General features: G+C 71.4%; 26 protein-coding genes. 22 read left to right on the top strand and 4 right to left on the bottom strand.

Annotated elements, in window-relative coordinates:
- Positions 1-219 precede the first annotated feature (219 nt).
- Together IMZ35_RS08010 and IMZ35_RS08005 are read left to right on the top strand one after the other, a co-directional pair.
- Positions 220-861, top strand: coding sequence for an LmbU family transcriptional regulator (locus tag IMZ35_RS08010; protein ID WP_307867851.1), 642 nt, complete (start codon positions 220-222; stop codon positions 859-861).
- A 187-nt stretch (positions 862-1048) separates the two neighbouring features.
- Positions 1049-1825: an SDR family NAD(P)-dependent oxidoreductase gene (locus tag IMZ35_RS08005; RefSeq protein WP_229370892.1), complete on the top strand. Its 777-nt coding sequence runs from the start codon at positions 1049-1051 to the stop codon at positions 1823-1825.
- Between the two features lie 86 nt (positions 1826-1911).
- Here the strand turns inward: IMZ35_RS08005 and IMZ35_RS08000 are convergent, their stop codons facing one another.
- A complete protein-coding gene (locus IMZ35_RS08000; protein ID WP_199440254.1) occupies positions 1912-3405 on the bottom strand; it encodes a DHA2 family efflux MFS transporter permease subunit in 1494 nt (497 codons plus the stop codon).
- Positions 3406-3514: 109 nt separating this feature from the next.
- A complete protein-coding gene (locus tag IMZ35_RS07995) occupies positions 3515-3958 on the bottom strand; it encodes an Rrf2 family transcriptional regulator (RefSeq protein WP_229370890.1) in 444 nt (147 codons plus the stop codon).
- A gap of 365 nt (positions 3959-4323) precedes the next feature.
- On the opposite strand from IMZ35_RS07995, the gene IMZ35_RS07990 reads away from it, so the two are divergent.
- From IMZ35_RS07990 to IMZ35_RS07920, 15 genes are all read left to right on the top strand, one after another.
- Positions 4324-5493: a 3-deoxy-7-phosphoheptulonate synthase gene (locus IMZ35_RS07990; RefSeq protein ID WP_307867850.1), complete on the top strand. Its 1170-nt coding sequence runs from the start codon at positions 4324-4326 to the stop codon at positions 5491-5493.
- A gap of 111 nt (positions 5494-5604) precedes the next feature.
- On the top strand, positions 5605-6951 hold the full coding sequence (locus IMZ35_RS07985) for a salicylate synthase (protein ID WP_199440252.1): 1347 nt from the start codon (positions 5605-5607) through the stop codon (positions 6949-6951).
- The gene (locus IMZ35_RS30475) at positions 6948-7991 is read left to right on the top strand and encodes a ketoacyl-ACP synthase III family protein (RefSeq protein ID WP_199440251.1); all 1044 of its coding nucleotides are present in this window, start codon (positions 6948-6950) and stop codon (positions 7989-7991) included. The genes IMZ35_RS07985 and IMZ35_RS30475 overlap by 4 nt, the downstream gene beginning before the upstream one ends.
- A gap of 1 nt (position 7992) precedes the next feature.
- Positions 7993-9621, top strand: a complete 1629-nt coding sequence (locus IMZ35_RS07975) for a (2,3-dihydroxybenzoyl)adenylate synthase (RefSeq protein ID WP_307867849.1) — start codon at positions 7993-7995, stop codon at positions 9619-9621.
- Position 9622: 1 nt separating this feature from the next.
- Positions 9623-9880 (top strand): phosphopantetheine-binding protein, encoded by a 258-nt coding sequence (locus tag IMZ35_RS07970; RefSeq protein ID WP_199440250.1) that lies wholly within the window; start codon positions 9623-9625, stop codon positions 9878-9880.
- Between the two features lie 11 nt (positions 9881-9891).
- A complete protein-coding gene (locus IMZ35_RS31670) occupies positions 9892-10308 on the top strand; it encodes a cupin domain-containing protein (RefSeq protein WP_199440249.1) in 417 nt (138 codons plus the stop codon).
- The gene (locus IMZ35_RS07960; protein WP_199440248.1) at positions 10305-10631 is read left to right on the top strand and encodes a hypothetical protein; all 327 of its coding nucleotides are present in this window, start codon (positions 10305-10307) and stop codon (positions 10629-10631) included. The genes IMZ35_RS31670 and IMZ35_RS07960 overlap by 4 nt, the downstream gene beginning before the upstream one ends.
- Positions 10628-11029 carry a cupin domain-containing protein gene (locus tag IMZ35_RS07955; RefSeq protein WP_199440247.1) on the top strand — a complete coding sequence of 134 codons (402 nt, stop codon included), beginning with the start codon at positions 10628-10630 and terminating at the stop codon, positions 11027-11029. Before IMZ35_RS07960 ends, IMZ35_RS07955 begins: the two co-directional genes overlap by 4 nt.
- Complete coding sequence (locus IMZ35_RS07950) at positions 11022-11741, top strand: cupin domain-containing protein (RefSeq protein WP_199440246.1); 720 nt, start codon at positions 11022-11024, stop codon at positions 11739-11741. The genes IMZ35_RS07955 and IMZ35_RS07950 overlap by 8 nt, the downstream gene beginning before the upstream one ends.
- Positions 11738-12124, top strand: a complete 387-nt coding sequence (locus IMZ35_RS07945; RefSeq protein ID WP_199440245.1) for a cupin domain-containing protein — start codon at positions 11738-11740, stop codon at positions 12122-12124. Before IMZ35_RS07950 ends, IMZ35_RS07945 begins: the two co-directional genes overlap by 4 nt.
- A gap of 15 nt (positions 12125-12139) precedes the next feature.
- Complete coding sequence (locus tag IMZ35_RS07940) at positions 12140-13717, top strand: GMC oxidoreductase (RefSeq protein ID WP_199440244.1); 1578 nt, start codon at positions 12140-12142, stop codon at positions 13715-13717.
- Positions 13686-14921 carry a DegT/DnrJ/EryC1/StrS family aminotransferase gene (locus tag IMZ35_RS07935; RefSeq protein WP_199440243.1) on the top strand — a complete coding sequence of 412 codons (1236 nt, stop codon included), beginning with the start codon at positions 13686-13688 and terminating at the stop codon, positions 14919-14921. Before IMZ35_RS07940 ends, IMZ35_RS07935 begins: the two co-directional genes overlap by 32 nt.
- Positions 14918-16498: an iron-containing alcohol dehydrogenase gene (locus IMZ35_RS07930; protein ID WP_199440242.1), complete on the top strand. Its 1581-nt coding sequence runs from the start codon at positions 14918-14920 to the stop codon at positions 16496-16498. The genes IMZ35_RS07935 and IMZ35_RS07930 overlap by 4 nt, the downstream gene beginning before the upstream one ends.
- The gene (locus IMZ35_RS07925; protein WP_199440241.1) at positions 16495-17055 is read left to right on the top strand and encodes a VOC family protein; all 561 of its coding nucleotides are present in this window, start codon (positions 16495-16497) and stop codon (positions 17053-17055) included. Before IMZ35_RS07930 ends, IMZ35_RS07925 begins: the two co-directional genes overlap by 4 nt.
- Positions 17052-17561, top strand: a complete 510-nt coding sequence (locus IMZ35_RS07920) for a quercetin 2,3-dioxygenase (protein ID WP_199440240.1) — start codon at positions 17052-17054, stop codon at positions 17559-17561. Before IMZ35_RS07925 ends, IMZ35_RS07920 begins: the two co-directional genes overlap by 4 nt.
- Positions 17562-17843: 282 nt before the next feature.
- Here the strand turns inward: IMZ35_RS07920 and IMZ35_RS07915 are convergent, their stop codons facing one another.
- Positions 17844-18824 (bottom strand): aldo/keto reductase, encoded by a 981-nt coding sequence (locus IMZ35_RS07915; protein WP_307867848.1) that lies wholly within the window; start codon positions 18822-18824, stop codon positions 17844-17846.
- A gap of 21 nt (positions 18825-18845) precedes the next feature.
- On the opposite strand from IMZ35_RS07915, the gene IMZ35_RS07910 reads away from it, so the two are divergent.
- Positions 18846-19553 carry a TetR/AcrR family transcriptional regulator gene (locus tag IMZ35_RS07910; RefSeq protein WP_199440238.1) on the top strand — a complete coding sequence of 236 codons (708 nt, stop codon included), beginning with the start codon at positions 18846-18848 and terminating at the stop codon, positions 19551-19553.
- 253 nt (positions 19554-19806) lie between these two features.
- Here the strand turns inward: IMZ35_RS07910 and IMZ35_RS07905 are convergent, their stop codons facing one another.
- Positions 19807-20166, bottom strand: a complete 360-nt coding sequence (locus IMZ35_RS07905) for a MerR family transcriptional regulator (protein ID WP_199440237.1) — start codon at positions 20164-20166, stop codon at positions 19807-19809.
- A gap of 113 nt (positions 20167-20279) precedes the next feature.
- Between IMZ35_RS07905 and IMZ35_RS07900 the strand changes: the two genes are divergently transcribed.
- The 4 genes from IMZ35_RS07900 (at position 20280) to IMZ35_RS07885 (ending at position 22172) form a co-directional block, all read left to right on the top strand.
- Complete coding sequence (locus IMZ35_RS07900) at positions 20280-20876, top strand: DsbA family oxidoreductase (protein ID WP_199440236.1); 597 nt, start codon at positions 20280-20282, stop codon at positions 20874-20876.
- The gene (locus IMZ35_RS07895) at positions 20873-21367 is read left to right on the top strand and encodes a nucleoside deaminase (RefSeq protein ID WP_199440235.1); all 495 of its coding nucleotides are present in this window, start codon (positions 20873-20875) and stop codon (positions 21365-21367) included. The genes IMZ35_RS07900 and IMZ35_RS07895 overlap by 4 nt, the downstream gene beginning before the upstream one ends.
- A gap of 26 nt (positions 21368-21393) precedes the next feature.
- Entirely contained in the window at positions 21394-21714 is a 321-nt protein-coding gene (locus IMZ35_RS07890) for a DMT family transporter (protein WP_199440234.1), read from the top strand.
- Positions 21715-21779: 65 nt separating this feature from the next.
- Complete coding sequence (locus IMZ35_RS07885; protein ID WP_199440233.1) at positions 21780-22172, top strand: DMT family transporter; 393 nt, start codon at positions 21780-21782, stop codon at positions 22170-22172.
- The last annotated feature ends 180 nt before the right edge of the window (positions 22173-22352 follow it).

Genomic DNA, 22352 nt, shown 5'->3' with positions numbered 1-22352 from the left:
GAGGACCATGGGTCACTTCAACGTGCCGAAACCTGGGAAGGTCCAGCGTCGGCGCATGCGACGCCGGATCGCTGACGGAAGCCATTCATTCGCGACGCGGCGTTCGGTCCCGCCACAGTTGTCGGTACGGCGTGCAGACTGCTCGCCGTGTGACCCGCATCGACGAGTCTTTACCTTTACTTTACCAACTGGCAGTCTTGAGCACTCCAAGGGGAAAGTGTGTCGAGAATCGGTAGACGCGACCTGGAGCCGGTGCCGGAGCAGCGGAGGAGGCGGGTTCGCGACGACCAGGTGCTGATCTCCCGTCTTGGCCTGCACTTTCCAGCCGCCCTCACCTACCACAGCTGGGAACGCGCGGGGGTGCACCTGTCGCGCATCCTCGAGTCGTCGGCCTGGTGCCTGGGTGACTGGTTGGTGTGCGGTCAGCAGAACTACGCCGACCGCTACGTCCGGGCCATCGAGTCCGCCGGCCTCGACTACCAGACGCTGCGCAACTACGCCTGGGTCGCCCGGCGCTTCTCGATCGAGCGGCGCCGCGAGCTGCTGAGCTTCCAGCACCACGCCGAGGTCGCGTCCCTGGACACCGCCGAGCAGGACGAGTGGCTGGACCGCGCCGAGGAGCAGCGCTGGTCGCGCAACGAGCTGCGCCGTCGGTTGCGTGCTCACCGGCAGGCCGAGAAGGGTGTGCCAGCGCTGACGTCGTTGCTGCCACGGGTGCCCGTGGCGCGGGAACGCGTCGAACGCTGGCGTGCGGCGGCGCAGCGGGTGGACGACCACCTGGAGAACTGGATGGTGATCATCCTCGACCGTGCCGCCGAGGACGTGCTGAGCACGGAGTCGCCGCACATCGGTAGGGTCTGACGTGGATCATGAAAATGTGGATCCCGCCCGCACGACCGGCTGTCACCGCCCCGTCCCGCCGGCGGGACGAGGCCCGGAAGCACGTGCCTGGTCGCAGTTCTGAGTGGTGCAGGTCGCCGGGAGTGCGGGCGTGTGCCTGCGAATCGGCACGATCATCGCCCGCGGAAGCAGTGGAGGAAGTTCTCTGATGACGACGAAGACGAAGCGTGTCGCTGTGGTGACCGGAGCGGGAAGGGGGATCGGACTGGCGATCGTCCAAGCGCTCGTCGACGACGGGTACGCGGTCGTCGCGGGCAGCCGTACCGTCACCGACGCGTTGAAGGCGCTCACGCCGGACGCGCTGGAGGTCGACCTGGGTGATCCCGACGAGCCGGCGCGCGTCGTGCGGCACGCCCTGGACCAGCACGGCGGAATCGATCTGCTGGTCAACAACGTCGCCGGCACCTCGACGCCCCCCGGCGGGTTCCTCCAGGTCGACGACGAGGGCTGGTTGCACACGTTCAACGTGACGTTCATGTCGAACGTCCGCGCGACGCGGGCCGCCATCCCCAGCCTCCTGGAGCGCCGCGGCTCGGTGATCAACATCAGTTCGGTCAACGCGAAGCTGCCGCAACCGCGCCTGGTCGCGCAGTCCGCGGTCAAGGCCGCGGTGTCGAACCTCGGCAAGGCGCTCGCCGAGGAGTTCGGCGGTCAGGGGCTGCGGGTGAACACGATCTCGCCCGGTCCTGTGTGGACGGACCTGTGGAACTCCCCCGGTGGACCGGGGGAGCAGCTCGCCCGGCGGGCGGGCAGCACGCTGGAGGAGTTCAAGGACAAGCTCCCCGCCACCGTGGGCACCTCGACGGGCGAGTTCGCCGACCCCGAGGAGATCGCGGCGCTCGTGGTGTTCCTCGCGTCCGGGCGGGTGGCCAACATGAGCGGAGCGAACCTGGTGATCGACGGCGGGATGATGAAGACGGTCTGACCGCTCGCCCGCTGACCTGAGGAAGGCGTGAACTCCGACCCACCAGGAGTTCGCGCCTTCCTCGGGCGTTCGTGGTGCGGGGGTGGTCAGCGGGGCGGCGCGGACCGCTCCGACTCCGCAGCGGGTGTGCGGGCGGCGCTGGGCCGGGTGGTGAACAGCGCCGACGCGACCAGGCCGATCAGCAGGACCACCGCGGGCAGGTACGCGGACTGGCTGAGCGCGGTGCTGGTCTTCGCCACGACCGCGTCGCGCAGTTCGGGCGGCAGGTCTCGCACGGCGGTGCCGTCGCCGCTCTCGCCGATCGGGCCGCTCGGCAGCCCCTGTGCCGCGATGAGGGCCGACAGCAGCGCGCCGATGACGGCGGAGCCGAGCGTGAAGCCCATCTGCCGGGTGGTCAGGAACACGCCCGAGCCGGCACCGGCCTGCCGGGGCGGCAGGCCGCGGATGGCGGTGGCCGCGAGGGGCGCCCAGACGAAGGCGTTCGCGACACCGGCGACGGCGCCGACGATCGTGAACAGGACGAGCGACGAGTCCGGGGTCATGATCGCGGCGAAGGTGAACAGCGTCGCGGCGAACAGGGCGAAGCCGGTGGTCGGGATCACCCGCGGCGGCACGCGGTCCGAGATCCTGCCGACGACCGGGGCCAGCACGCCGGTGAGCAGCGCCATCGGCGCGAACACCGTCGCCGACTCGGTCGGGGACAGGTCCCGCACCTGCTGCAGGTAGAAGTAGGCGACCACGAACAGGCCGTTCACCGCCGCGGCCATGGACGTGACGGCCACGGTGGACAGGGCGAAGTTGCGGTCCCGGAACAGGCTCATGGGCACCAGGGGTTCTCCCGTGTGGCGGAGCTGCGTGAGCACGAACAGGGCCAGCACCACGACACCGGTGACGATCAGGACCCGGGTGACGGCGTCCCAGTGCCGGGCGTTGCCCTCCTGGACGCCGAACACCACCAGGAACAGGCCGATCGCGGACAGCGCCATGCCGGTCAGGTCGAACCCGTGCTCACGGGTCTCCAGCGCAGGCACCAGCCAGACGGCCAGCACGAAGGCCACGACGCCGACGGGCACGTTCACGTAGAAGATCCACTCCCAGCCCCGCCAGTCGACCAGGACGCCGCCGAGGATCGGGCCGAGCAGCGCGGCCAGTCCGGCCGTGCCGCCCCACAGGCCCATGGCCGCGCCGCGCTCGGCCGGCGGGAAGGTGCGGGTGATCACGGCCATGGTCTGCGGCGTCATCAGCGCCGCGCCCAGGCCCTGCGCGACGCGCGCCGTGATCAGCTCGTCGATGCTGGTGGAGGAGCCGCACCACAGCGAGGCGCCGGTGAACACCACCAGGCCGAGCAGGTAGACGTTCTTGGGGCCGAAGCGGTCGCCGAGCCGACCTGCGACCAGCAGCGGCACCGTGTAGGCGAGCAGGTAGGCGCTGGTGACCCAGATGGCCTGGGAGACGTCGGCGTCCAGGTCGGTCATGATCGCCGGGTTGGCCACCGCGACGATGTTCATCTCCAGCACGAGCATGAAGAACCCGGCGATGACGGCGTACAGCGCCGGCCACGGACTGCGTTGAGCGCTCACGGCTCTGCGATTCCTCTCAGGAGGGGACGGGCGGACGGAAACTGCCACCGAATCGGTTGCGGTAAAGTCCGAAAAAAAGGGCGGGGGCCCGGCCCCCGCCACCGCTCGGTCAGTGGTCCTGGTGTGCGAGTTCGCGTCCCTTGGCCAGCACCTGCTGGACGAGGTCGGCGACGGTCGTGCGACCGAGCCGCTCCTCCATGGCCTGTTCGGCCTCCCGGAACTGCGCGTCGAGCAGCGCGTGCATGTGCCGGCCGACGTCGCACGTGCCGCTGGCCGGATGGGCGTGCCGCGTCAGGACCGGTCCCTTCTCGACGGCGGTGTACGCGTCGTGGAGCGTGATCTCCCTGGGGGCGCGGGCCAGGCTCCAGCCGCCACCTCGCCCCTCCGTGGAGTGCACCAGGCCGGCGTCGCGCAGGCTGCCGAGGATGCGCCGGACCAGGACCGGGTTGCTCGCCATGCTGGCCGCGATCGTCGTGGAGGTCAGCGACTCCTGCCGTCGCGCCAGCAGCGTCAGCGCGTGGAGCGCCGCCGCGGTCCTGCTGCTGAGAGCCAACTCGGCCTCCTCGTGCGCCGCCGTCCGACCGAACCGCAACCAGCGTAGTTCCAGTTCGATCGGCCCGTCAACGACCGGGTGTCGCACCACCCGCGTTCGAGATCGCATTCGGCGGACGGGCACGTCCGGAAATGGTTCGACGTGCGGCAGGAAGGATTCTCGTCCCGCCGGCGAGACAACCCGACTCGACCACCCTTCGCAGATGCCCGGTGCTCTGCTAGCTTGCGAATAGATCTCGACGCACGGCTGGCGGCAGTCATCGACTTCATCCCGCCGAACTGATTCAGCGTTGTGTCATCGAATCGCCGCGGTCGCAGGCCGAATGCGGCGGTCCTGGCGGGCCGAGTTCATTGGGGGAGGTTCTGGTGCAGAGTGACTTGTCGGTGTTGTCGGCCGAATCGGCGTCGCAACAGCCGGAATGGCTCGATCGTCGGCACGTGAAAATGGTCAGGGAGGCGCTCTCCGTCAGACCTCCGCTGGTGGGCGGGGACGAGGTCCGCGCACTGCGCTCCCTGCTCGCCAGGGTCGCGGTGGGGGAGTTCCACGTCCTGCAGTCCGGCGACTGCGCCGAGGACCCGGCGGAGTGCACCCCGGTGTACGTGGCCAGGAAGGTCGCCCTGCTGGACGTGCTGGCCGGAGCGCTGGCCATGACCACCGGCACCCCCGTGCTGCGGGTGGGGCGGATCGCGGGTCAGTTCGGCAAGCCGAGGTCGAAGCCGACCGAGCGGGTGGGCGGTGTGGACCTGCCGGTCTACCGCGGCCACATGGTCAACGGCCCGGAACCGGACGCCCTGCTCCGCCAGCCGGACCCGGAGCGGTTGCTCACCGGCTACGAGGCGGCGAGCGCGGCGATGGACTACCTGCGCCTGCGCAACGACGAGCGCCTGCCGCGACCGGAGGCCACCGTCTGGACCAGCCACGAGGCGCTGCTGCTCGACTACGAGCTGCCGATGCTGCGTCAGGACGAGCTGGGCCGGTGGCTGCTGACCTCGACGCACTGGCCGTGGATCGGCAACCGCACCAACCAGGTGGACGGGGCGCACGCGACCCTGCTGGCGACGATCGAGAACCCGGTCGCCTGCAAGGTGGGGCCGGGGATGGCGGCGGACGAGCTGGTCGCGCTGTGCGAGCGGCTCGATCCCTTCCGCACGCCGGGCAGGCTCACCCTCATCGCGCGCATGGGCGCCGGGGCCGTGGCCGAGCGGCTGCCACCGCTGGTGGCCGCGGTCCGCGCGGCGGGTCACCCGGTCGTCTGGCTCACCGACCCCATGCACGGCAACACCGTCAACGGCCCGGACGGGTTGAAGACGCGGTTCGTGGAGACCGTCGTCCGGGAGGTCGTCGAATTCCAGCGCGTGGTGTCGGCGGAACGTGCGGTGGCGGGCGGTCTGCATCTGGAGACCACCCCGGACGACGTCACCGAGTGCGTCGCGGACGAGTCGGCGATCGATCACGTCGGTGACAAGTACACCAGTTTTTGTGATCCGCGGCTCAATCCGAAGCAGGCGATCGAGGTGGTCTCGTCCTGGCGCTGACCGCCATTCGGCGGTGTGCTCGCCCGTGGTGAGCGCCGGTGTTCCGCGCCGGATTCAGAACTGTGTTCCCCCTTTTCCTGTCGTCAGGTCGATAGAATTGAGGTCGCTGGAATGGGCAGGACGGTTTGGCCGCATTACGTCGAGACGACGATCGAGGTGTCGGAGGAGCCGCTGGTCTTGTCGGCCCGTCTGGCCGAAGCCGGTCCGCACGGTGAGTTCGTCGTCTACGAGAAGAACGGGCTGTGGTCCTACGCGGGCGGTGTGCTCGCCGACGTGCGCCTCGATCGCGACGGAGCCCGGCTCAGCGGCGTGCTGACCGCGCGACTGCCCTGGAGCGACCAGCCGTTGGAGCAGGTCAGGAAGCTGCTCGCGATGGTGCCGGTCCGGGGCTGGCGTGCCTACGGCACCGCGGCGTTCGAGCTGTCCTACGCCAAGGACGGCGACCGGCAGCACGTGGACGACCAGCCGCTGCTGCACCTGGTGGTGCCCAAGAGCGAGGTGCGGATCAGCTCCGGGCAGGCGCAGGTGCGGTCCACGGACTCGGACACCCTCGCGGTGCTCGTCGACCTGCTCACCTCCCCGGTGGACGGCCGGGAGCAGACCCCGGTTCCGCTCGACGTCCGGCGGACCGGCCGGGACGAGTACTGCGCCTCGGTCTCCGGCGCGGTCCGGGACATCGCCGAGGCGCGGTTGCAGAAGGTGATCCTCTCCAGGGTCGTCGAGGTGGACCGGGACGTCGACCTGGTCGGCACGTACGTGCTCGGCCGCCAGCGCAACACCCCGGCCCGGTCCTTCCTGCTGCGCATGAACGGCCTGGAGGCCGCCGGGTTCAGCCCGGAGATCGTGGTCAGCGTGACCGAGGACGGCGAGGTCGTCAGTCAGCCGCTGGCCGGCACCAGGGCGCTCACCTCGGACGCGGCGACCAACAGCAGGCTGCGCGAGGAGCTCCTGGCCTCCGAGAAGGAGGTCTACGAGCACGCGATCTCGGTGAAGGTCGGCAACGACGAACTGCTCACCGTGTGCGACCCGGAGTCGGTCGGGGTGCGCAAGCTGATGACGCTGGAGGAGCGGGGCAGCGTCCAGCACCTCGCCTCGCAGGTGACCGGCCGGCTGGCCGCCGGGTTCGACGCGTGGGACGCCTTCGCCGCCGTCTTCCCCGCCGTGACCGCGTCCGGGGTGTCCAAGGAGGCCGCGTACACGGCGATCCGCAGGTACGAGACCGAGCGGCGCGGGCTCTACAGCGGCGCGGTGCTGACCGTGGAGGAGTCCGGCGCGATGGACGCCGCGCTCGTGCTGCGGACCGTCTACCGCCAGGACGGACGGACCTGGCTGCGCGCCGGCGCGGGGATCGTCGGCCAGTCCCAGCCCGACCGGGAGTTCGAGGAGACGTGCGAGAAGCTCGACAGCGTCGCCCGCTTCCTGGTCGCCGGTGAGGTCAAGGAAGAGGTGTCCGCGTGAGGACGGAGAACGTCTACCTCGCCGGGATCGGCACCGTGGTGCCGGAGCGGGTGAGCACCGAGCACGCGGTGGCGCAGGGCTGGTACGACGAGGCGGACCGGGAGGCGTCGGGCATCCTCGCGGTCTCGGTCGCCGAGTCGACGCCCGCGCCGGACCTGGCCGTCGAGGCCGCCAGGACCGCGATCCGGCGATCCGGACACGCCGCGGACGACTTCGGCGTCCTGCTGCACAGCCACGCCCACCACCAGGGGCCGGACGCGTGGTCCCCGGCGCACTACGTGCTGAACAACACCCTGGACCGGCCGATCCCGGCCATCGAGGTCCGGCAGGGCTGCCTGGGCGGACTGGCCGCGCTCGAACTGGCCGCGACCCGGCTGCTGGCCAATCCCAGCCACCCGGCCGCACTGGTGACCGCGGCGGACAACTTCTCCATCCCCCTGGTGGACCGCTGGCGGACCTCGTCGGCGTTCGTGCTGGCCGACTCCGCTGCCGCGCTGGCCGTGTCCCGGACCGGCGGGTTCGCCCGGCTGCTGGCGATCGGATCGGTGTCCGACGCCCGGATGGAGGCCCTCGACCGCGGCGGCGACCCGCTGTTCCCGCCAGGGGTGACCGTCGGCGAGCCGCTGGACTTCAACAAGCGCCGCGAGCACATGCGCGCGCAGTGGGCGGCCGGTGTGGCCCCGCCCATCGGCTACTTCGGCGACAAGATCGTCGCGGTCACCGAGGCGGTGCTGGAGGAGGCGGGCACCACCTTCGACGAGATCACCAGGGTGGCGCACCCCGGGTTCGGCTGGGAGTCGCTGGAGACGATGTTCCTCGCCCCGCTGGGCATCGACGCCGACCGGGGCGTCTGGGACTACATCAGGCACGTGGGGCACGCCGGGGTCACCGAGGTGTTCCTCGGCCTGGAACACCTGTGGACCTCCGGACAGGTCGTCCCCGGTGACCGGGTGCTGCTGCTGTCCTCGGGAGCGGGCGCGTCCATGGGTGCCGCGGTCGTGGAGATCCTCACCGCCTGCGAGCCGGGAACGGAGGGCTGACGTGCTGGACGGATGCACGCCGTGGCCCGATGACGTGGCCGAGCGGTACCGGGCGGCCGGCCTGTGGCGCGGGGAGACCCTCGGCGCCCTGCTGCGGACCGCGGCCGCCCGGTTCGGCCCGGCCACCGCGCTGGTGCACGGCGACCGCAGGGTGTCCTACGCCGAACTCGACCGCCGGGTGGACCGGATGGCCGCGGGCTTCGCCCGGCACGGCATCGCCGCGGGGGAGCGGGTCGTGGTGCAGCTGCCCAACGTGCCCGAGTTCGTCGTGGTGTGCTTCGCCCTGTTCCGGCTCGGTGCCAAGCCCGTGTTCGCGCTGGCCGCGCACCGGTCGCAGGAGATCGGGCACCTGTGCCGGATCACCGGTGCGGTGGCGTACGTGCTGCCCGGCGTGCACCGGGGGTTCGACCACCGCCAGCTGGCGAGGGACGTGCGCGCGGACGTCCCCTCGCTGAGGCTGCTGTTCAGCCTGGACGGCGACGGCACGGACACGGTCGACCTGTCCTCCGTGGACGCCGAACCGGACGGCCCGGCGGAGCAGGACCCGTCGGACGCCGCGTTCTTCCTGCTCTCCGGCGGGACGACCGCGCTGCCGAAGGTCATCCCGCGCACGCACGACGACTACGTCTACCAGGTGCGGACCGCGGCGGAACTGCTCGGACTCTCCACGTCGGACACCTACCTGGCGGTTCTCCCGCTGGAGTTCAACTTCACCTGGGGATGTCCCGGGGTGATCGGCACGCTGCTCTCCGGCGGCACGGTGGTGCTCGCCGACGATCCCACGGCCGACGACTGCTTCGCCCTCGTCGCCCGCGAACGGGTCACCGTGACGTCCCTGGTGCCCAGCATCGCCCAGCTGTGGCTGGAGGCGAGGGAGTGGGCCGACGCCGACCTGTCGAGCCTGCGAGTGGTCCAGATCGGCGGCGCCAAGCTGCAGCGCTCGGTCGCGGAGCGGATCGCGCCGGCCTTCGGCTGCGAGCTCCAGCAGGTCTTCGGCATGGCGGAGGGCCTGCTCACGCTCACCAGGCCCGGCGACGCGCCGGACGTGGTGCTGGGCACCCAGGGCAGGCCGCTGTCCGAACAGGACGAGATCAGGATCGCCGGTCCGGACGGCCGGGACGTCGCCGCCGGCGAAGTGGGTGAGCTGCTCACCCGCGGCCCGTACACCCTGCGGGGCTACTACCGCGCACCGGAGCACAACGCGGTCGCGTTCACCGAGGACGGGTTCTACCGCACCGGCGACCTCGCCAGGCTGACCGGCGACGGGAACCTGGTCGTCGAGGGCCGGATCAAGGACGTGGTGATCCGGGGCGGCGACAAGATCTCCGCCGCCGAGGTGGAGGGCCACCTGCTCACCCGCCCCGGCGTCCTGCGCGCCGCGGTGGTCGGCGTACCGGACGACTTCCTCGGGGAGCGCACCTGCGCGTACCTCGTCGTGACCGGTCAGCGCCCGTCGCTGCCCGAGCTCAAGCGCGCGCTGCACGAACGTGGGCTGGCCGACTACAAGCTCCCCGACCGCGTCGAGTTCGTCGACGACCTCCCCGTGACGCCACTGGGCAAGGTCGACAAGAAGGCGCTGGTGCTCCTCGCCGAACGGTCCCACCCGTCCACCGCGACCCAGGAAGGCTGACATGGCCACCGATTCCCCTCCGACCGCGCAACCACCCGACGAGCGGCAGCTGCGCGAGCTGGTGGCGCCGCTGATCAACACCCGACCCGAGGACATCCCCGGCGGGGCCAACCTCATCATGCTGGGACTGAGCTCCCTCGACCTGATGAGGCTGGTCGGCCGCTGGCGCCGCGAGCGGGTGCCGGTCGTCTTCGAAGAGCTGGCGGCCACGCCCACGCTGGACGGCTGGCTCGCGCACCTCGACGGCCTGCGGACGTGAAGGGGGGAGTCGTGACCGACCACGTGGTGATCGCGGACCTCGACGAGACGTCCGTGGTCCACGGCGTCCACGGCGCGGACGGCGCGTCCGAGTGGAAGTGCTTCGCCCGGCGCGACAACCTGTTCGGGAAGTGGGAGGCCATCGAGTGGGCCGCCCTGCCGCCCGGCGGGATCAGCGGCGCGCACGTCCACACCCGCACCGAGGAGCTGTACTTCATCATCGCCGGTACCGGGGTCATGCTCCTCGACGGCCGGGAGCACCCGGTTCGAGCCGGTGACCTGATCCTCAACGGCCTCGGCACCCGGCACGGCCTGCGCAACGCGGGCGAGGACCGGCTGGAGTGGCTCGTCGTCGAAGTGGTGGGACCACCCATGGCGGCCGTCTACGCCGACTACCAGAAGCAGATCGACATCGGGGGACAACGATGAGCAACGCCGTGGTGATCAACCTTCGTGAGGTGCGCGAGATCGACGCCGGGGTCTTCCTCAGCGGCCCGCTCGGGCGCATCCGCCTGCCGCAGCTCCAGCCCGGTCAGCAGGAGACGCTCCTCGCCGAGGACCAGGAGCACACCCTGTTCACCGTGCGGGGCGAGGGGAGCGCGGTGTCCGGCTCGGCGACCGTCCCGCTGCGGCCCGGTGTGGCGCTGACCCTGCCGCTGGGCAGCAGGGTCACGGTCGAAGCGGGCGACGAGGGCCTGGAGCTGTTCATCGCCAGCCTCGACACGCCGCAGGACGCGGGAGCGGTCCGGTGATCGTCACCAACGCCGGCGGGCTGAGCCGGGCAGCGGGTGACGGCGCCTGGCGCTGCCTGGCGCGTCGCGGAATGCTGCACAGCGAGTGCGAGGCCGTCGACTACGTCCGGCTCGCACCGGGCGCCACGCGGAACGGGCGCGGCCGGGAGGGCGTCGAAGGAGCCTGGTTCGTCCTCGGCGGACGCGGGCGGTTCCTCGACGGCGAGGACCGCTCGGTCCCGCTGCGTCCCGGGGATCTCCTGCTGTCGTCCGGGGGGACCTCCGGGGCGGTGCACAACGACTCCGCCGACGACCTCGAACTGCTCTCCTTCGCGGTGCTGCCCGCCGCGGTGACCGACCGGCTCCCCGCGCGGATTCCGGTGGCGCGGTGGCTCGTGACCGGGGGCGATCATGACTGACCGCCTGGTCGTCACCACGCTGGACGCGCCGTCCGAGGTCTACGAGATGCACGGTGGCGAACGGGTCGCCAGGTGGAAGTGCCTGGTCAGGCGGAACAACCTGTTCGGGCCGTGGGAGGCGGTGGAGTGCTCGTCCCTGCCGCCGGGCGCGGCCAGCGGCGTGCACCTGCACAGCCGGACCGAGCAGTTCGACTACGTCGTGTCCGGCTCGGGAGTCATGACGATCGACGGCGTGGACCACCCGGTCGCCGCCGGTGATCTGATCACCACCTGCCTCGGCACCCGGCACGGCATCCGCAACACCGGCGCGGAGGACCTGGTCTGGCTGGTCGTCGAGGTGTCCGGCCCCGGAATGGCGGAAGGCGTGCCGGAGCGGGACGCCGACGGCGTCCGCGCCGGGGTGATCGACCTCCGCGAGGCTCGCGACGTCGACGCGCTGGACCACCTCGCCGGACCGCTGCGGCGCGCGCGGCTGGTGCGCCTCGACCCGGCCCAGCGCGAGTCCCTGGTGTCCGACGAGCAGGAGCACGTGCTCTTCGCGCTGAGCGGGAGCGGGATCGCGGAGACGGGGTCCACGACCGTCCCGCTGCGCCACGGGGTGTCGGTGGGCGTGCCGCACCTCGGCGCCGTCACGATCGAGGGAGGACCGGATGGCCTGGAGTTCTTCGTGGTGAGCCTCGCCGTCGCGGTGAGCACGGGTGGTGCGCGGTGATCGTCTCCAGCACGCACGACGGGCTCACCAGGACCTCCGACGACAGCACCGGCGACGCGGCGTGGCGGTGCCTCGGACGCAGGGGGATGTTGTTCAGCGAGTGCGAGTCCTTCGACTACGTCCAGCTCGCGCCGGGGTCCGTCCTCGACGGGCGCGGCCGGGGCGACGTCGAGGAGGCGTGGTTCGTGCTGCGCGGCAGCGGCGAACTCGTCCAGGACGGGGAACCTCCGCTGTCCGTGCGCGAGGGCCAGCTGGTCCTGTGCTCCCACGGCGCGGGTGGCCGGTGGCGCGCTGCCCAGGGCTCACCGCTGGAACTGCTGCTGCTGGAGCTGATGCCCGCTTCGGTGAGCCGGCGACTCCCGACGCGCACGCCCGCCGACTGATGAGAGGAGGATCGGGTGAGTTCTGAGAACATCGAGGTCGACGTCCTCGTCGTGGGTTCTGGACCGGTCGGAGCCACGTTCGCGCGCACTCTGGTCGACGGCGGCCGCAGCGTCGTGCTGGTGGACGCCGGGCCACAGCTCTCCAGCCGCCCCGGCGAGCACCTGAAGAACCACTTCGCCTACCAGCACAGCCACCAGCTGTTCGGCGCGCTGGTCCGCGGGCACCTGCACCCGCTGCCGTCCGCCGGCCGCGCGGCGGACCCGCCCGACCAGCTGATCGGTCTGGACGCGGGCGTCGCCACCTACGCGGTCGGCGGCATGGCCACCCACTGGACGGGGGTGACCCCGCGGCACCACCCGACGGTCGAGCGCTCCGACGCCCTCCCCGCGGCCGAGTGGGACTCGCTCTACGCCGAGGCCGAGGCGCTGCTGAACACGCGCACCGACCTGACCGCGGACGCGATCTCCCACCAGGTCGTGCTGGACGCGCTCGCCGCCGAGTACGCGGAACTTCCCGGCCCGTACGGCGTCCAGCACCTCCCGATGGCCGCGCAGCGCCGCACGGACAACCCCAGGCTGGTGCGCTGGACCGGCGTGGACACCGTCCTCGGTCCGCTCGCCGACGGCGACCGGGACGGGTTCGTGCTGCGCGAACAGCACCAGTGCACGCGACTCGTGCCGACGGCGGACGGGTCGCGGATCGAGTACGCCGAGATCGTGGACCACGTCGACTGGCGGACGCTGCGGGTCGAGGCGAACACCTACGTCGTCGCCTGCGGGGCCGTGCTCACGCCGCAGCTGCTGCACGCCTCCGGCATCCGCCCGCCGGCGCTGGGCCGCTACGTCACCGAGCAGCCGGTCGCCTTCTGCCAGGTCCAGCTCCGGGACGACCTGGTCGAGCGCGTCGCCGAGGACCCGCGCTTCGCGGAGCGGGTGGCGGCCCACCGGGCCGGTCATCCCGGCGACCCGGGACCGATCCCCTCCGACGACCTCGACCCCAACGTGTGGATCCCGGTGTCGCAGGACCGCCCGTGGCACTGCCAGATCCACCGCGACCTGCCCTACGACGACATGGTGACGAACCCGGACGTGGACGACCGGCTGGTGGTCGACCTGCGGTGGTTCGGGCTGGTCGACCCGAGGCCGGAGAACCGGGTGCGCTTCTCCGACGACGCGCACGACGCCTACGGGATGCCGCGGGCGAGCTTCGAGTTCTCGCTCAGCGACCAGGACCGCGCGCGGCAGCACCGGATGATGGCGGACCTGCGCCGGGCCGCCGGTGCGCTCGGGCCGTACCTGCCCGGCTCCGAGCCGCGGTTCGTCGTCCCCACGCTGCCCCTGCACATCGCGGGGACCGTGCGGATGGGGTCCGACCCGGACACCAGCGTGGTGGACCCCGGCTCCAGGGTCTGGGGCGTGGAGAACCTCTACCTCGGCGGGAACGGTCTCATCCCGACGGGCAACGCGAGCAACCCGACGCTGACCAGCGTGGCGATGGCGTTGCGGGCGGCGCGCGGAATTCTCGGCACCGGACACCAACTCTCAGCAGAAAGGCGCGCGCATGAGCGGCCCGGGATACTCCTTCCTCGGTGACGAGGAGAAGGCGCTGGTCAATCAGGCGCTGGACGGCTGGCAGCTGAACCGGTACCGGTTCGACGAGTCGGCCGGACCGTCCATGGTGCACACCCTCGAACGCGAGTTCGAGCAGCGCACGGGCGCCCGTCACTGCCTGGCTGTCAACAGCTGCACGTCCGCGCTGGTCACCGCGCTGGCGGCACTGGGCGTCGGCCCCGGCGACGAGGTGATCGTCCCCGGGTACACGTTCATCGCGTCCATCGCCGCGATCGTCCACCGCGGCGCGGTGCCCGTGCTCGCCGAGATCGACGAGTCCCTCACCCTCGACCCGCTGGACGTGGCACGCCAGATCACGCCCGCGACGAAGGCCGTCCTCGCGGTGCACATGCTGGGCGCGCCGGCCGCGATGGACGAGCTGCGGCGGATCACCGACGAGCACGGCCTGCTGCTGATCGAGGACGCCGCCCAGGCGTGCGGCGGCCGGTACCGTGGCCGTGCCCTGGGCACCATCGGAGACGCGGGGGCCTTCTCGCTCAACCTGTTCAAGATCATCACGAGTGGTGACGGCGGGCTGCTCACGCTCGCGGACGACGAGGTGTACGAGCGCGCCTTCGCCTTCCACGACCACGGGTTCAAGCCGCTGCGCCACGGTGCGGCCGACGCCGACTCGCTGTTCGGGATGAACCTGCGGATGCACGAGCTCAGCGGCGCCGTGGCGCTCGGCCAGCTCCGCAAGATCGACGACATCCTGGGGACGCTGCGCAAGCAGAAGACGGCGTTCGCGGACGCGATCGGTGATCTGCCGGGCGTGACGCGCAGGCCCGTCACCGACCCCGACGGGGAGTGCTCCTCGTTCCTGGTCCTGCAGTTCGAGTCCACCGACGCGGCGCGCGCGGTGGCCGGTCTGCTGGGCACGTCCACGCTCATCGACTCGGGCCGCCACTACTACGGGAACATGCCGCAGCTGCTCGGGCTCCGCACGCCCACCGCGGGCGAGCACCCCTTCGGCTGTCCGGCCCATCCCACCGACCGGCGGTACACGCCCAACATGCTTCCCCGCACCGACGACGTCCTCGGCCGGTCGATCGCGCTGTCGGTCGGAGTCGTCGACTCCTACCTCGGCTCCGGAGTGGGCATCACCCCGTTCTCGTCGCCGGACGAGATCACGACCGTGGCCGGCGCCGTGCGGTCAGCCGTCAACGAAGTGGTTGCGAGGCCATGAACACAGACGCAGTCGAACCGACGCTGACGCAGACGACGGTCGCTGCTCAGCAGTGGAGGGTCGAGGCCACGCAGACGATCGCCTACGAGGTCCGGATGACCGACGGCGTCCTCGACCCCGCCAACCCGGCACTGCTGGAGGCGGGAACCGCGGTCCGCACCGCCCGGCCCCGCAGGTTCGTCGTGATCGACGCCGTCGTGCACGAGCTGTACGGCGACAACCTCCGCAAGTACCTGGAGCACCACAACTGCGAGTACCGCCTGTGCGTGCTGTCCGCGTCGGAGGAGACCAAGACGATGGAGTCGGTCTTCACCGTGGTGCGGGGGCTCGACGCGTTCGGCATCTCGCGCCGGCACGAGCCCGTCATCGCCATCGGTGGCGGGATCGTCCTGGACGTCGTGGGCATGGCCGCCAGCACCTACCGGCGCAGCACCCCCCACGTCCGGGTGCCCACCTCTCTCATCGGACTGGTCGACGCCGGAGTCGGCATCAAGACCGGGGTGAACTTCGAGGACCACAAGAACCGCCTCGGCACCTACTCCGCGCCGGCGGTCGCGCTGCTGGACCGCGCTTTCCTGGCCACCCTGGACGACCGGCACGTCAGCAACGGCCTCGCGGAGATCCTCAAGATCGCGCTGATCAAGGACGCGAGGCTGTTCCGGCTGATGGAGGAGCACGCCGAACTGCTGCTCGCCGAACGGCTCACCGGTCAGACGCAGGTCGGCGACACCGTGGCCAGGGAGGTGTTCAGCCGTGCGGTGAGCGGCATGCTGGAGGAGCTGGCGCCGAACCTGTGGGAGAAGCAGCTGGAGCGCCTGGTCGACTACGGCCACTCGTTCAGCCCGACACTGGAGATGCGGGCACTGCCCGCGCTCCTGCACGGCGAGGCGGTCACCATCGACATGGCGCTCACCACGGTGCTGGCAGCGGAACGCGGTCTGGTGTCCACACAGGACCGCGACCGCGTCTTCGGCCTGATGCGCCGGCTCCGCCTGCCCGTCTGGCACCCGCTGCTGGAAACGGATCTGCTGGAGCACGCCCTGCGGGAGACCACCCGGCACCGGGACGGGTTGCAGCGGATGCCGATTCCGGTGGGCATCGGCGGAGCCTGCTTCCGCCACGACCTCACCGTCGCCGAACTCGTCCGCGCGGCCGAGGTCCTGCGCGACCTGAGCGAGGGCGCCGCACCCGCGGCACCGGCCGAGGACCTGGTCGTCACGGACGTCGGCGGTGAGTCCGACGAGGCCGGGAAGCGGGTGATCCGCCGGGACGGCCTGAGCAGCGCCTGGGAGGGCATCACCTGGTCGTCGCTGCCGCCCGGAGCCGTCCGGGAGGAGCACGCGGGCACCGGCACGGACAAGCTCTTCTTCGTCCTCGCCGGAGAGGGCGAGCTGCACGCCGACGAGGTCCCGCACGAGATGCGCCCCGGCTACCTGATCGCCACCAGGGCCGGGGTCGCGCACCGGTTCGCGAATCCGGGCGCGGAGGACCTGAGCTGGCTGGTGATCGAGGTGCCCGGTCCGCCGGGCGCCTCGGCCCCGTCCGCGCAGGCACCGGCGTCCGGAGGTGTCGCGTGACCCGGCAGCGCGGCATTCCCGGAGCGACCGCGGTGCACCACGTCGCCTACACCGTGCCCGATCTGGACCAGGCGGTCGAGTTCTTCACCGAGGTCATCGGCGCGGAGGTGGCCTACACCCTGGGCCCGGTGCAGGACGACGAGGGGGACTGGATGGCCCGCAAGCTCGACGTCGACGCCGCGGCCACCGCCCGCATCGCCATGCTGCGGCTGGGACCGGTGACCAACCTGGAGCTGTTCGAGTACACCGCGCCGGACCAGCGCAGGCAGGTGCCCCGCAACAGCGACTGGGGCGGTCACCACCTGGCGATCCACGTCAAGGACGTCGACGCCGCCGCGGCGTACCTGCGCGCGCAGCCGGGTGTGCGGGTGCTCGGCGACCCGGAGACCATCACCGAAGGACCCATCGCGGGAGACCGCTGGGTGTACTTCGTGACGCCCTGGGGGATGCAGATGGAACTGATCGATCTGCCCGCGGGAGCGCCGTACGAGCAGCAGACGGACACGCGGCTGTTCCAGCCGCGGGAGCCGTGGTCCGAGCAGCGAGGAGCATCATGAGCGAGCAGGTGAACGGCCTTCCCCCGAGCACCGCGTGCGTTCCGGCCGGCCACGGGCCGACCACCTGGTTCGACGGCAACGTCTACACCGTCAAGGTCAGCGCCGAGACCACCGGCGGCAGCCTGTCGGTCCTGGAGTCCTCGATCCTGCCGGGGAGCGGCCCGCCGCTGCACGTGCACACCGGGGAGGACGAGGCGTTCTACGTCCTGTCCGGCCAGCTGGAGTTCCAGGTCGGCGACGAGCGGTTCACCGGCAGGGCCGGGGACTTCGTCTTCGTCCCCAGGGGCACCCCGCACCGCTTCGAGAACGCCGGCACGCACGTCGCGCACACGATCTTCGTCTACACCCCCGGCGGGTTCGAGCAGTTCTTCCTGGAGGTGGGCGAACCGGCCGTGCCGGGTGCGCCGGTTCCGAAGTGGGGGCCCGCGGAGTTCGAACGAGCGACGGCGGCGGCGGCACGCTTCGGGTGGGAGGGGCCGGGCACCGAACAGGAGGCCGGTCGGTGACCTCCGGCGCGGGAGGCCCGTCCCCCGGTGGGGAACGGGCCTCCCGGGCGGTGCGCCTTCGGTGTCAGGAGCAGGACGACGTCCCGTGCGGTGCGTTCGGCGAGTCGCGTCGAAGCAGGACGGCGCTGCGGCCGGGGTGAGGAAGCCGCGGTGGCCGGGGGCACCGGCTCGAACGCCGGGCTGTCGCGCGGGTTCGCGGCAGCGGACCGGGGACGACGACCGGCTCGGCGACGCCGTGCCCACCGCTCCCGCGAGGTGGTCGGCCGCCGAGGCCGGTCACCGTCAGGAGGTCGCCGAGACGTGACTCCCGGCCATGGCGACGTGCGCGTCGATCGTGGTCTGGTGCGGCTGGTCGAGGGCGACCTCCGACTCGTCGACCAGGTCCGTCAGACGGGTCACCTCGGCGGCCGTCAGGCTTTCGGCGACTTCGGCGGCGGCGACGTTGGCCCGCAGGTGCTCGGGGTTGCTCGTGCCCGGGATGACGACCACGGCGGGGGAACGGCGCAGCAGCCACGCGAGTGCGACCTGGGCGGGCGTCACACCGAGTCGCCGTGCCGGAGCGGTCAGCTCCTCGTAGGTGGTGAGACGTCCGGAGGCCAGGGGGAAGTAGGGGACGAACAGGACGTCCTGGGCCTCGCAGTCGGCCAGGACCTGCACGCCGCTGCGGTCGAGCAGGTTGAACCGGTTCTGCACGGCCGCGATCGGCGTCATGGCCTGCGCGCGGGCCAGCATCTCCGGTGACGCGCCGGACAGACCGATGCGGCGGACGAGTCCTCGCTCCCGCAGTTCGACGAGCACGCCGAGCGAGTCCTCCAGCGGCACACCGCTCGGCGGTGCCGGGATGTCACCCCCCAGGCGCAGGTAGGTCAGTTCGCTGACCTCGGTGCCGAGGTCGGCGAGTGCGTCGTAGACCTGCTGGCGCACGACGTCCGGGTGGTCGGTGATGATCCACGACCCGTCCTCGCCACGACCCGCCCCGACCTTGTTGCCGATGATCACGTCGTCCGGGAACGGCCGCAGCGCCTCCCCGATCAGCCGGTTGACCGTCCGCGGCCCGTAGGCGTTGGCGGTGTCGAAGAACGTCACGCCCAACTCGACCGCCAGGCGCAGGACCCGCCGCGCTGCCTCGGGGTCTGCCGGCAGGCCCCACACGTTCGGTCCGGCCAACTGCATCGCGCCGTATCCGATTCGATTCATCGATCGCTCCCTGGTCGTATCAGTGCCACGGCTAGATGCGTAGCACTGCCTGTTCCAGTGATACACCGAATGACGTATCGTTGCAACATGGACGACGAGAAGAGCCGGGTGCGGCGGCAGATCATCGACGTGGCGACGGACATCCTGGAGCGGGACGGCGTCCACGCGGTCTCCACCCGCTCCGTCGCCGCGGCGGCGGGCGTCCGAGCGGCCTCCCTGTACCAGCTCTTCGGCGACAAGGACGGTCTCCTCACGGCTTTGGCCGTCCACGCCTTCGAGGTCTACCTCGCGGAGAAGAACACCCTGATCCGGAGCGACGACCCGGTCGAAGACCTGCGTCGCGGCTGGGACGTCCACGTCGACTTCGGTCTCCGTCACCCCGCGTTCTACCTGCTGATGTTCGGCACCGACAGTCCCGCCCGCCGCCCGCCCGCCTTCGACGAGGCCCACCGGTTGCTGCTGACGTTCCTCGACCACGTCGCCGCCGCGGGCCGCCTCCGAGTCCCGCCCGCCGCCGCGGCTCACCTCTTCCAGGCCGCGGCCACCGGCATCACGCTGTCGCTGATCAGCACTCCTGCCGCCGACCGCGACCCGCAGCTCTCCACGAGAATGCGCGAGAGCCTCGTCGACTCCCTCATCACCACCACCGCGACCCGCCCCGCGGACACGCCGGGCCTGGCCTCGTGGGCGCTCGCCCTGGACGCCACCCTCGGCACCGCGGAGGTGGACGCCCTCCCCCTCCGCACGACCGAAGTCGCGCTCCTGCGCGACTGGCTCGCCCGGCTCGCCCGCTGACCAGGCCCTCGAAATCCCCGTTCGGACGCCGCGTTCGACGCCGTGGGCCGAGCCGCGCGCTCCGCGCCCCGCGCTCGGGCTGGCTCGTCCCCGTGACGAGGCCGGCCCTTCCCGACGCGCGTGTCAGCAGACGCCGCGTCTCGCGGTCCCGCGCTCCGTCAACGGGTCCGCGGCGCCGGGCGAGCGGGGTGCCGGGCGTGGCCGGGAAGACCTCCCTGGACGCGTCGTGCGGCTGCTGGGCGCGTGTCGGTGATCACCGGACTTCGTCGGACAGGGTCGTGTCGCTGCGGAGCGCTTGCAGGGTGTCGAGCTCGCGATCGATGTCGCGCCGCTTGGCCTCCAGACGCTCGACCTCCTGGGCGAGCAGCTGCTCCATGACGCCCGTGCGCTCCTCGGGCGAGGACTCCAGGCAGGGGAGCAGTTCGTTGACGGTGGTGCTGGACAGGCCGGCGGCGAACAGGTGCTGGATCATGACGACCCGCTCGACCATGGAGCTGTCGAAGTCGCGCCACCCGCCGGGGGTGCGTTCGGAGTGGATGAGCCCGTGCTCCTCGTAGTACCGCAGGGACCGGGTGCTGACTCCACTCGCATCCGCGAGCTCACCGATGCGCATGAGACCTCCTGACGCCGTCCGCCGGCACCCATTGTTGCAATTGACACCGGTGTGAAGTTCCACGATCTGGGGGCGGCGCCCACCAGGGGTGCCTCGTGGAGCCGGAGGTCGTCATGACTGCCCAGATCCATGTGTGGTCGGACTTCGTCTGTCCGTTCTGCCTGATCGCCGACGAGCTGATCGAGCGCGCGATCGACGACCGGCCCGACGTCGAGGTCGTCCACCACGCTCACGAGCTTCGTCCGCGTCCGGTGCCCACCCTTCGGCCGGAGGACCCGTACCTGCCCGACATCTGGCAGCGTGCCGTGTACCCGGTGGCACGCCGTCACGACGTGCCGATGCGGTTGCCGACCATCTCGCCCCAGCCGTACACCGAGCTGGCCTTCCGCGGGGCACAGTACGCCTCGGACCAGAACCGGGCCGATGTCTACCACCGTCGCGTCATGACGGCGTTCTTCCGCGAGGACCTCGACATCGGTGACCGCGTGATCCTGGTGCGTCTGGCCGAAGAGGCGGGACTCGACCCGGCCGCGTACGCCGCGGCCCTGGACGACCGGGAGTACGCCGATCGACACCGGCAGGCGCTGGCCGAGTCGGCCCGGATGAACATCACCGTCGTCCCCACGATCGTCATCGGCGCCCGGCGCATCGAGGGCGTCGCCACCGAAGGCGTGATCCGCCGGGCCCTGCACGAGGCGGCCGCCGCATGACCGCGGACACGGCACGACTCAGGACCCTGATGGCCGACGCCGTGGAGGTCGGCGTCCGCCACGTGGAGTCCGGAGGGATTCCCTTCGTCGGCCTGCTCGTCGCCGACGACGGCTGGGTCTCCGACCCCGGCGTGAACCTCGTCCGCGAGACCGGCGACCCCACGGCCCACGCGGAGATCACCGCCATGCGCGATGCCGTCCAGGCCCGCGGTCGCTCCGGCCTGCGGGGAGTCACGCTCCTCGCGACGGGAGAGCCGTGTGCTCTGTGCTACCGCGTCGCCGCCCACCACGGCATCGCCGCCGTGTGCTTCGCCGTGAGCCGCGACACCGCCGCCGAGTGGGGCTTCGACTACAGGGCCGGCTACGCCGCCGACGACACCGACCGATCGCCCCTCGCGGCGACGGCCCAGCACCTCCCCGTGGAGCGGGGCCTCGTCCCCTTCACCCGGTACCGCGACCTGCACCGCTCCGAACACACCACCCGCTCGTGACTCACCTCACCGAAAGGACATCCGCCGTGCACTGGTTCTACCTCGGCATCGCCGTCGTCTTCGAGATCGCCGTCGCCATCGCCGCCGGCAAGGCTCAGGGCTTCACCCGACCCGCCTGGACCGCCGCCACGCTGGTCAGCGGCGGCATCGCCACCTACCTCCTCAGCCTGGCGCTGCTGACCTTCGACGTCGGCGTCGGCTACGCGATCTGGACCTCCGTCGCGGGCGTCGGGATCGTCGTTCTCGGTGCCCTCTTCTTCGGACAACGTCTCGGCTGGCGCAAGCTCCTCGGCATCGTCGCCGTCATCGTCGGGGTCGTCGGTCTCCAACTCAGCGGAGCGGTGTGATGACCCGGCCCGCCGACCCCGCACCGCAGCACCTCGCCGAAACCGATCCCGACGGAGGAACTCGCATGTCCAGTGAAACCGCCACCGCCCACAGCGACCGGGCACGAGCGTGGCTCGTGCTCCTCCTCGCCGGAGCCTTCGAGGTCGGCTACGCCCTCGCCGTCGGAGGCAGCCAGGGCTTCACCGTGCTGTCCTGGTCGCTCGTCGCGGTCGTCTTCTTCCTCCTGACGCTCTTCGCCCTCAGCCTCGCCCTGCGCACCATCGACGTGGGCATCGGCTACGCCGTCTGGGCCGGCATCGGCGCCGTCGGCGCCGCGCTGCTGGGCCCCGTCTTCTTCGGCGAGACCCTCACCCCGGCCAAGGCCCTGTGGCTCACCGTGATCATCGCCGGCGTCGTCTGGCTCAAGCTCTCCGACAGCCTCGAGCGGAGGCAGACCGAGCGGCCTGCCCGGCCCTGACGACCACGGCTCGGCCCCCCCGTCCGCGTTCAACGCGCCCCTTCGACCAGAGCGACCGGTGTTTCTCGGTTCTCCAGGCTCGCTGGTCCACATTTGACGCGGTGGGGGTGCTGGTTCGATCCCGGTGACGCCCACCCGTTGTGCACACCGCTCAGACGACCCGTCGGTGAACACCACCGG

Source organism: Umezawaea beigongshangensis (genome assembly GCF_016464305.1).
Classification (GTDB): domain Bacteria; phylum Actinomycetota; class Actinomycetes; order Mycobacteriales; family Pseudonocardiaceae; genus Umezawaea_A; species Umezawaea_A beigongshangensis.
The sequence above is the reverse complement of the archived record's forward strand: the minus strand, read 5'-3'. Positions and strand labels throughout refer to the sequence as shown.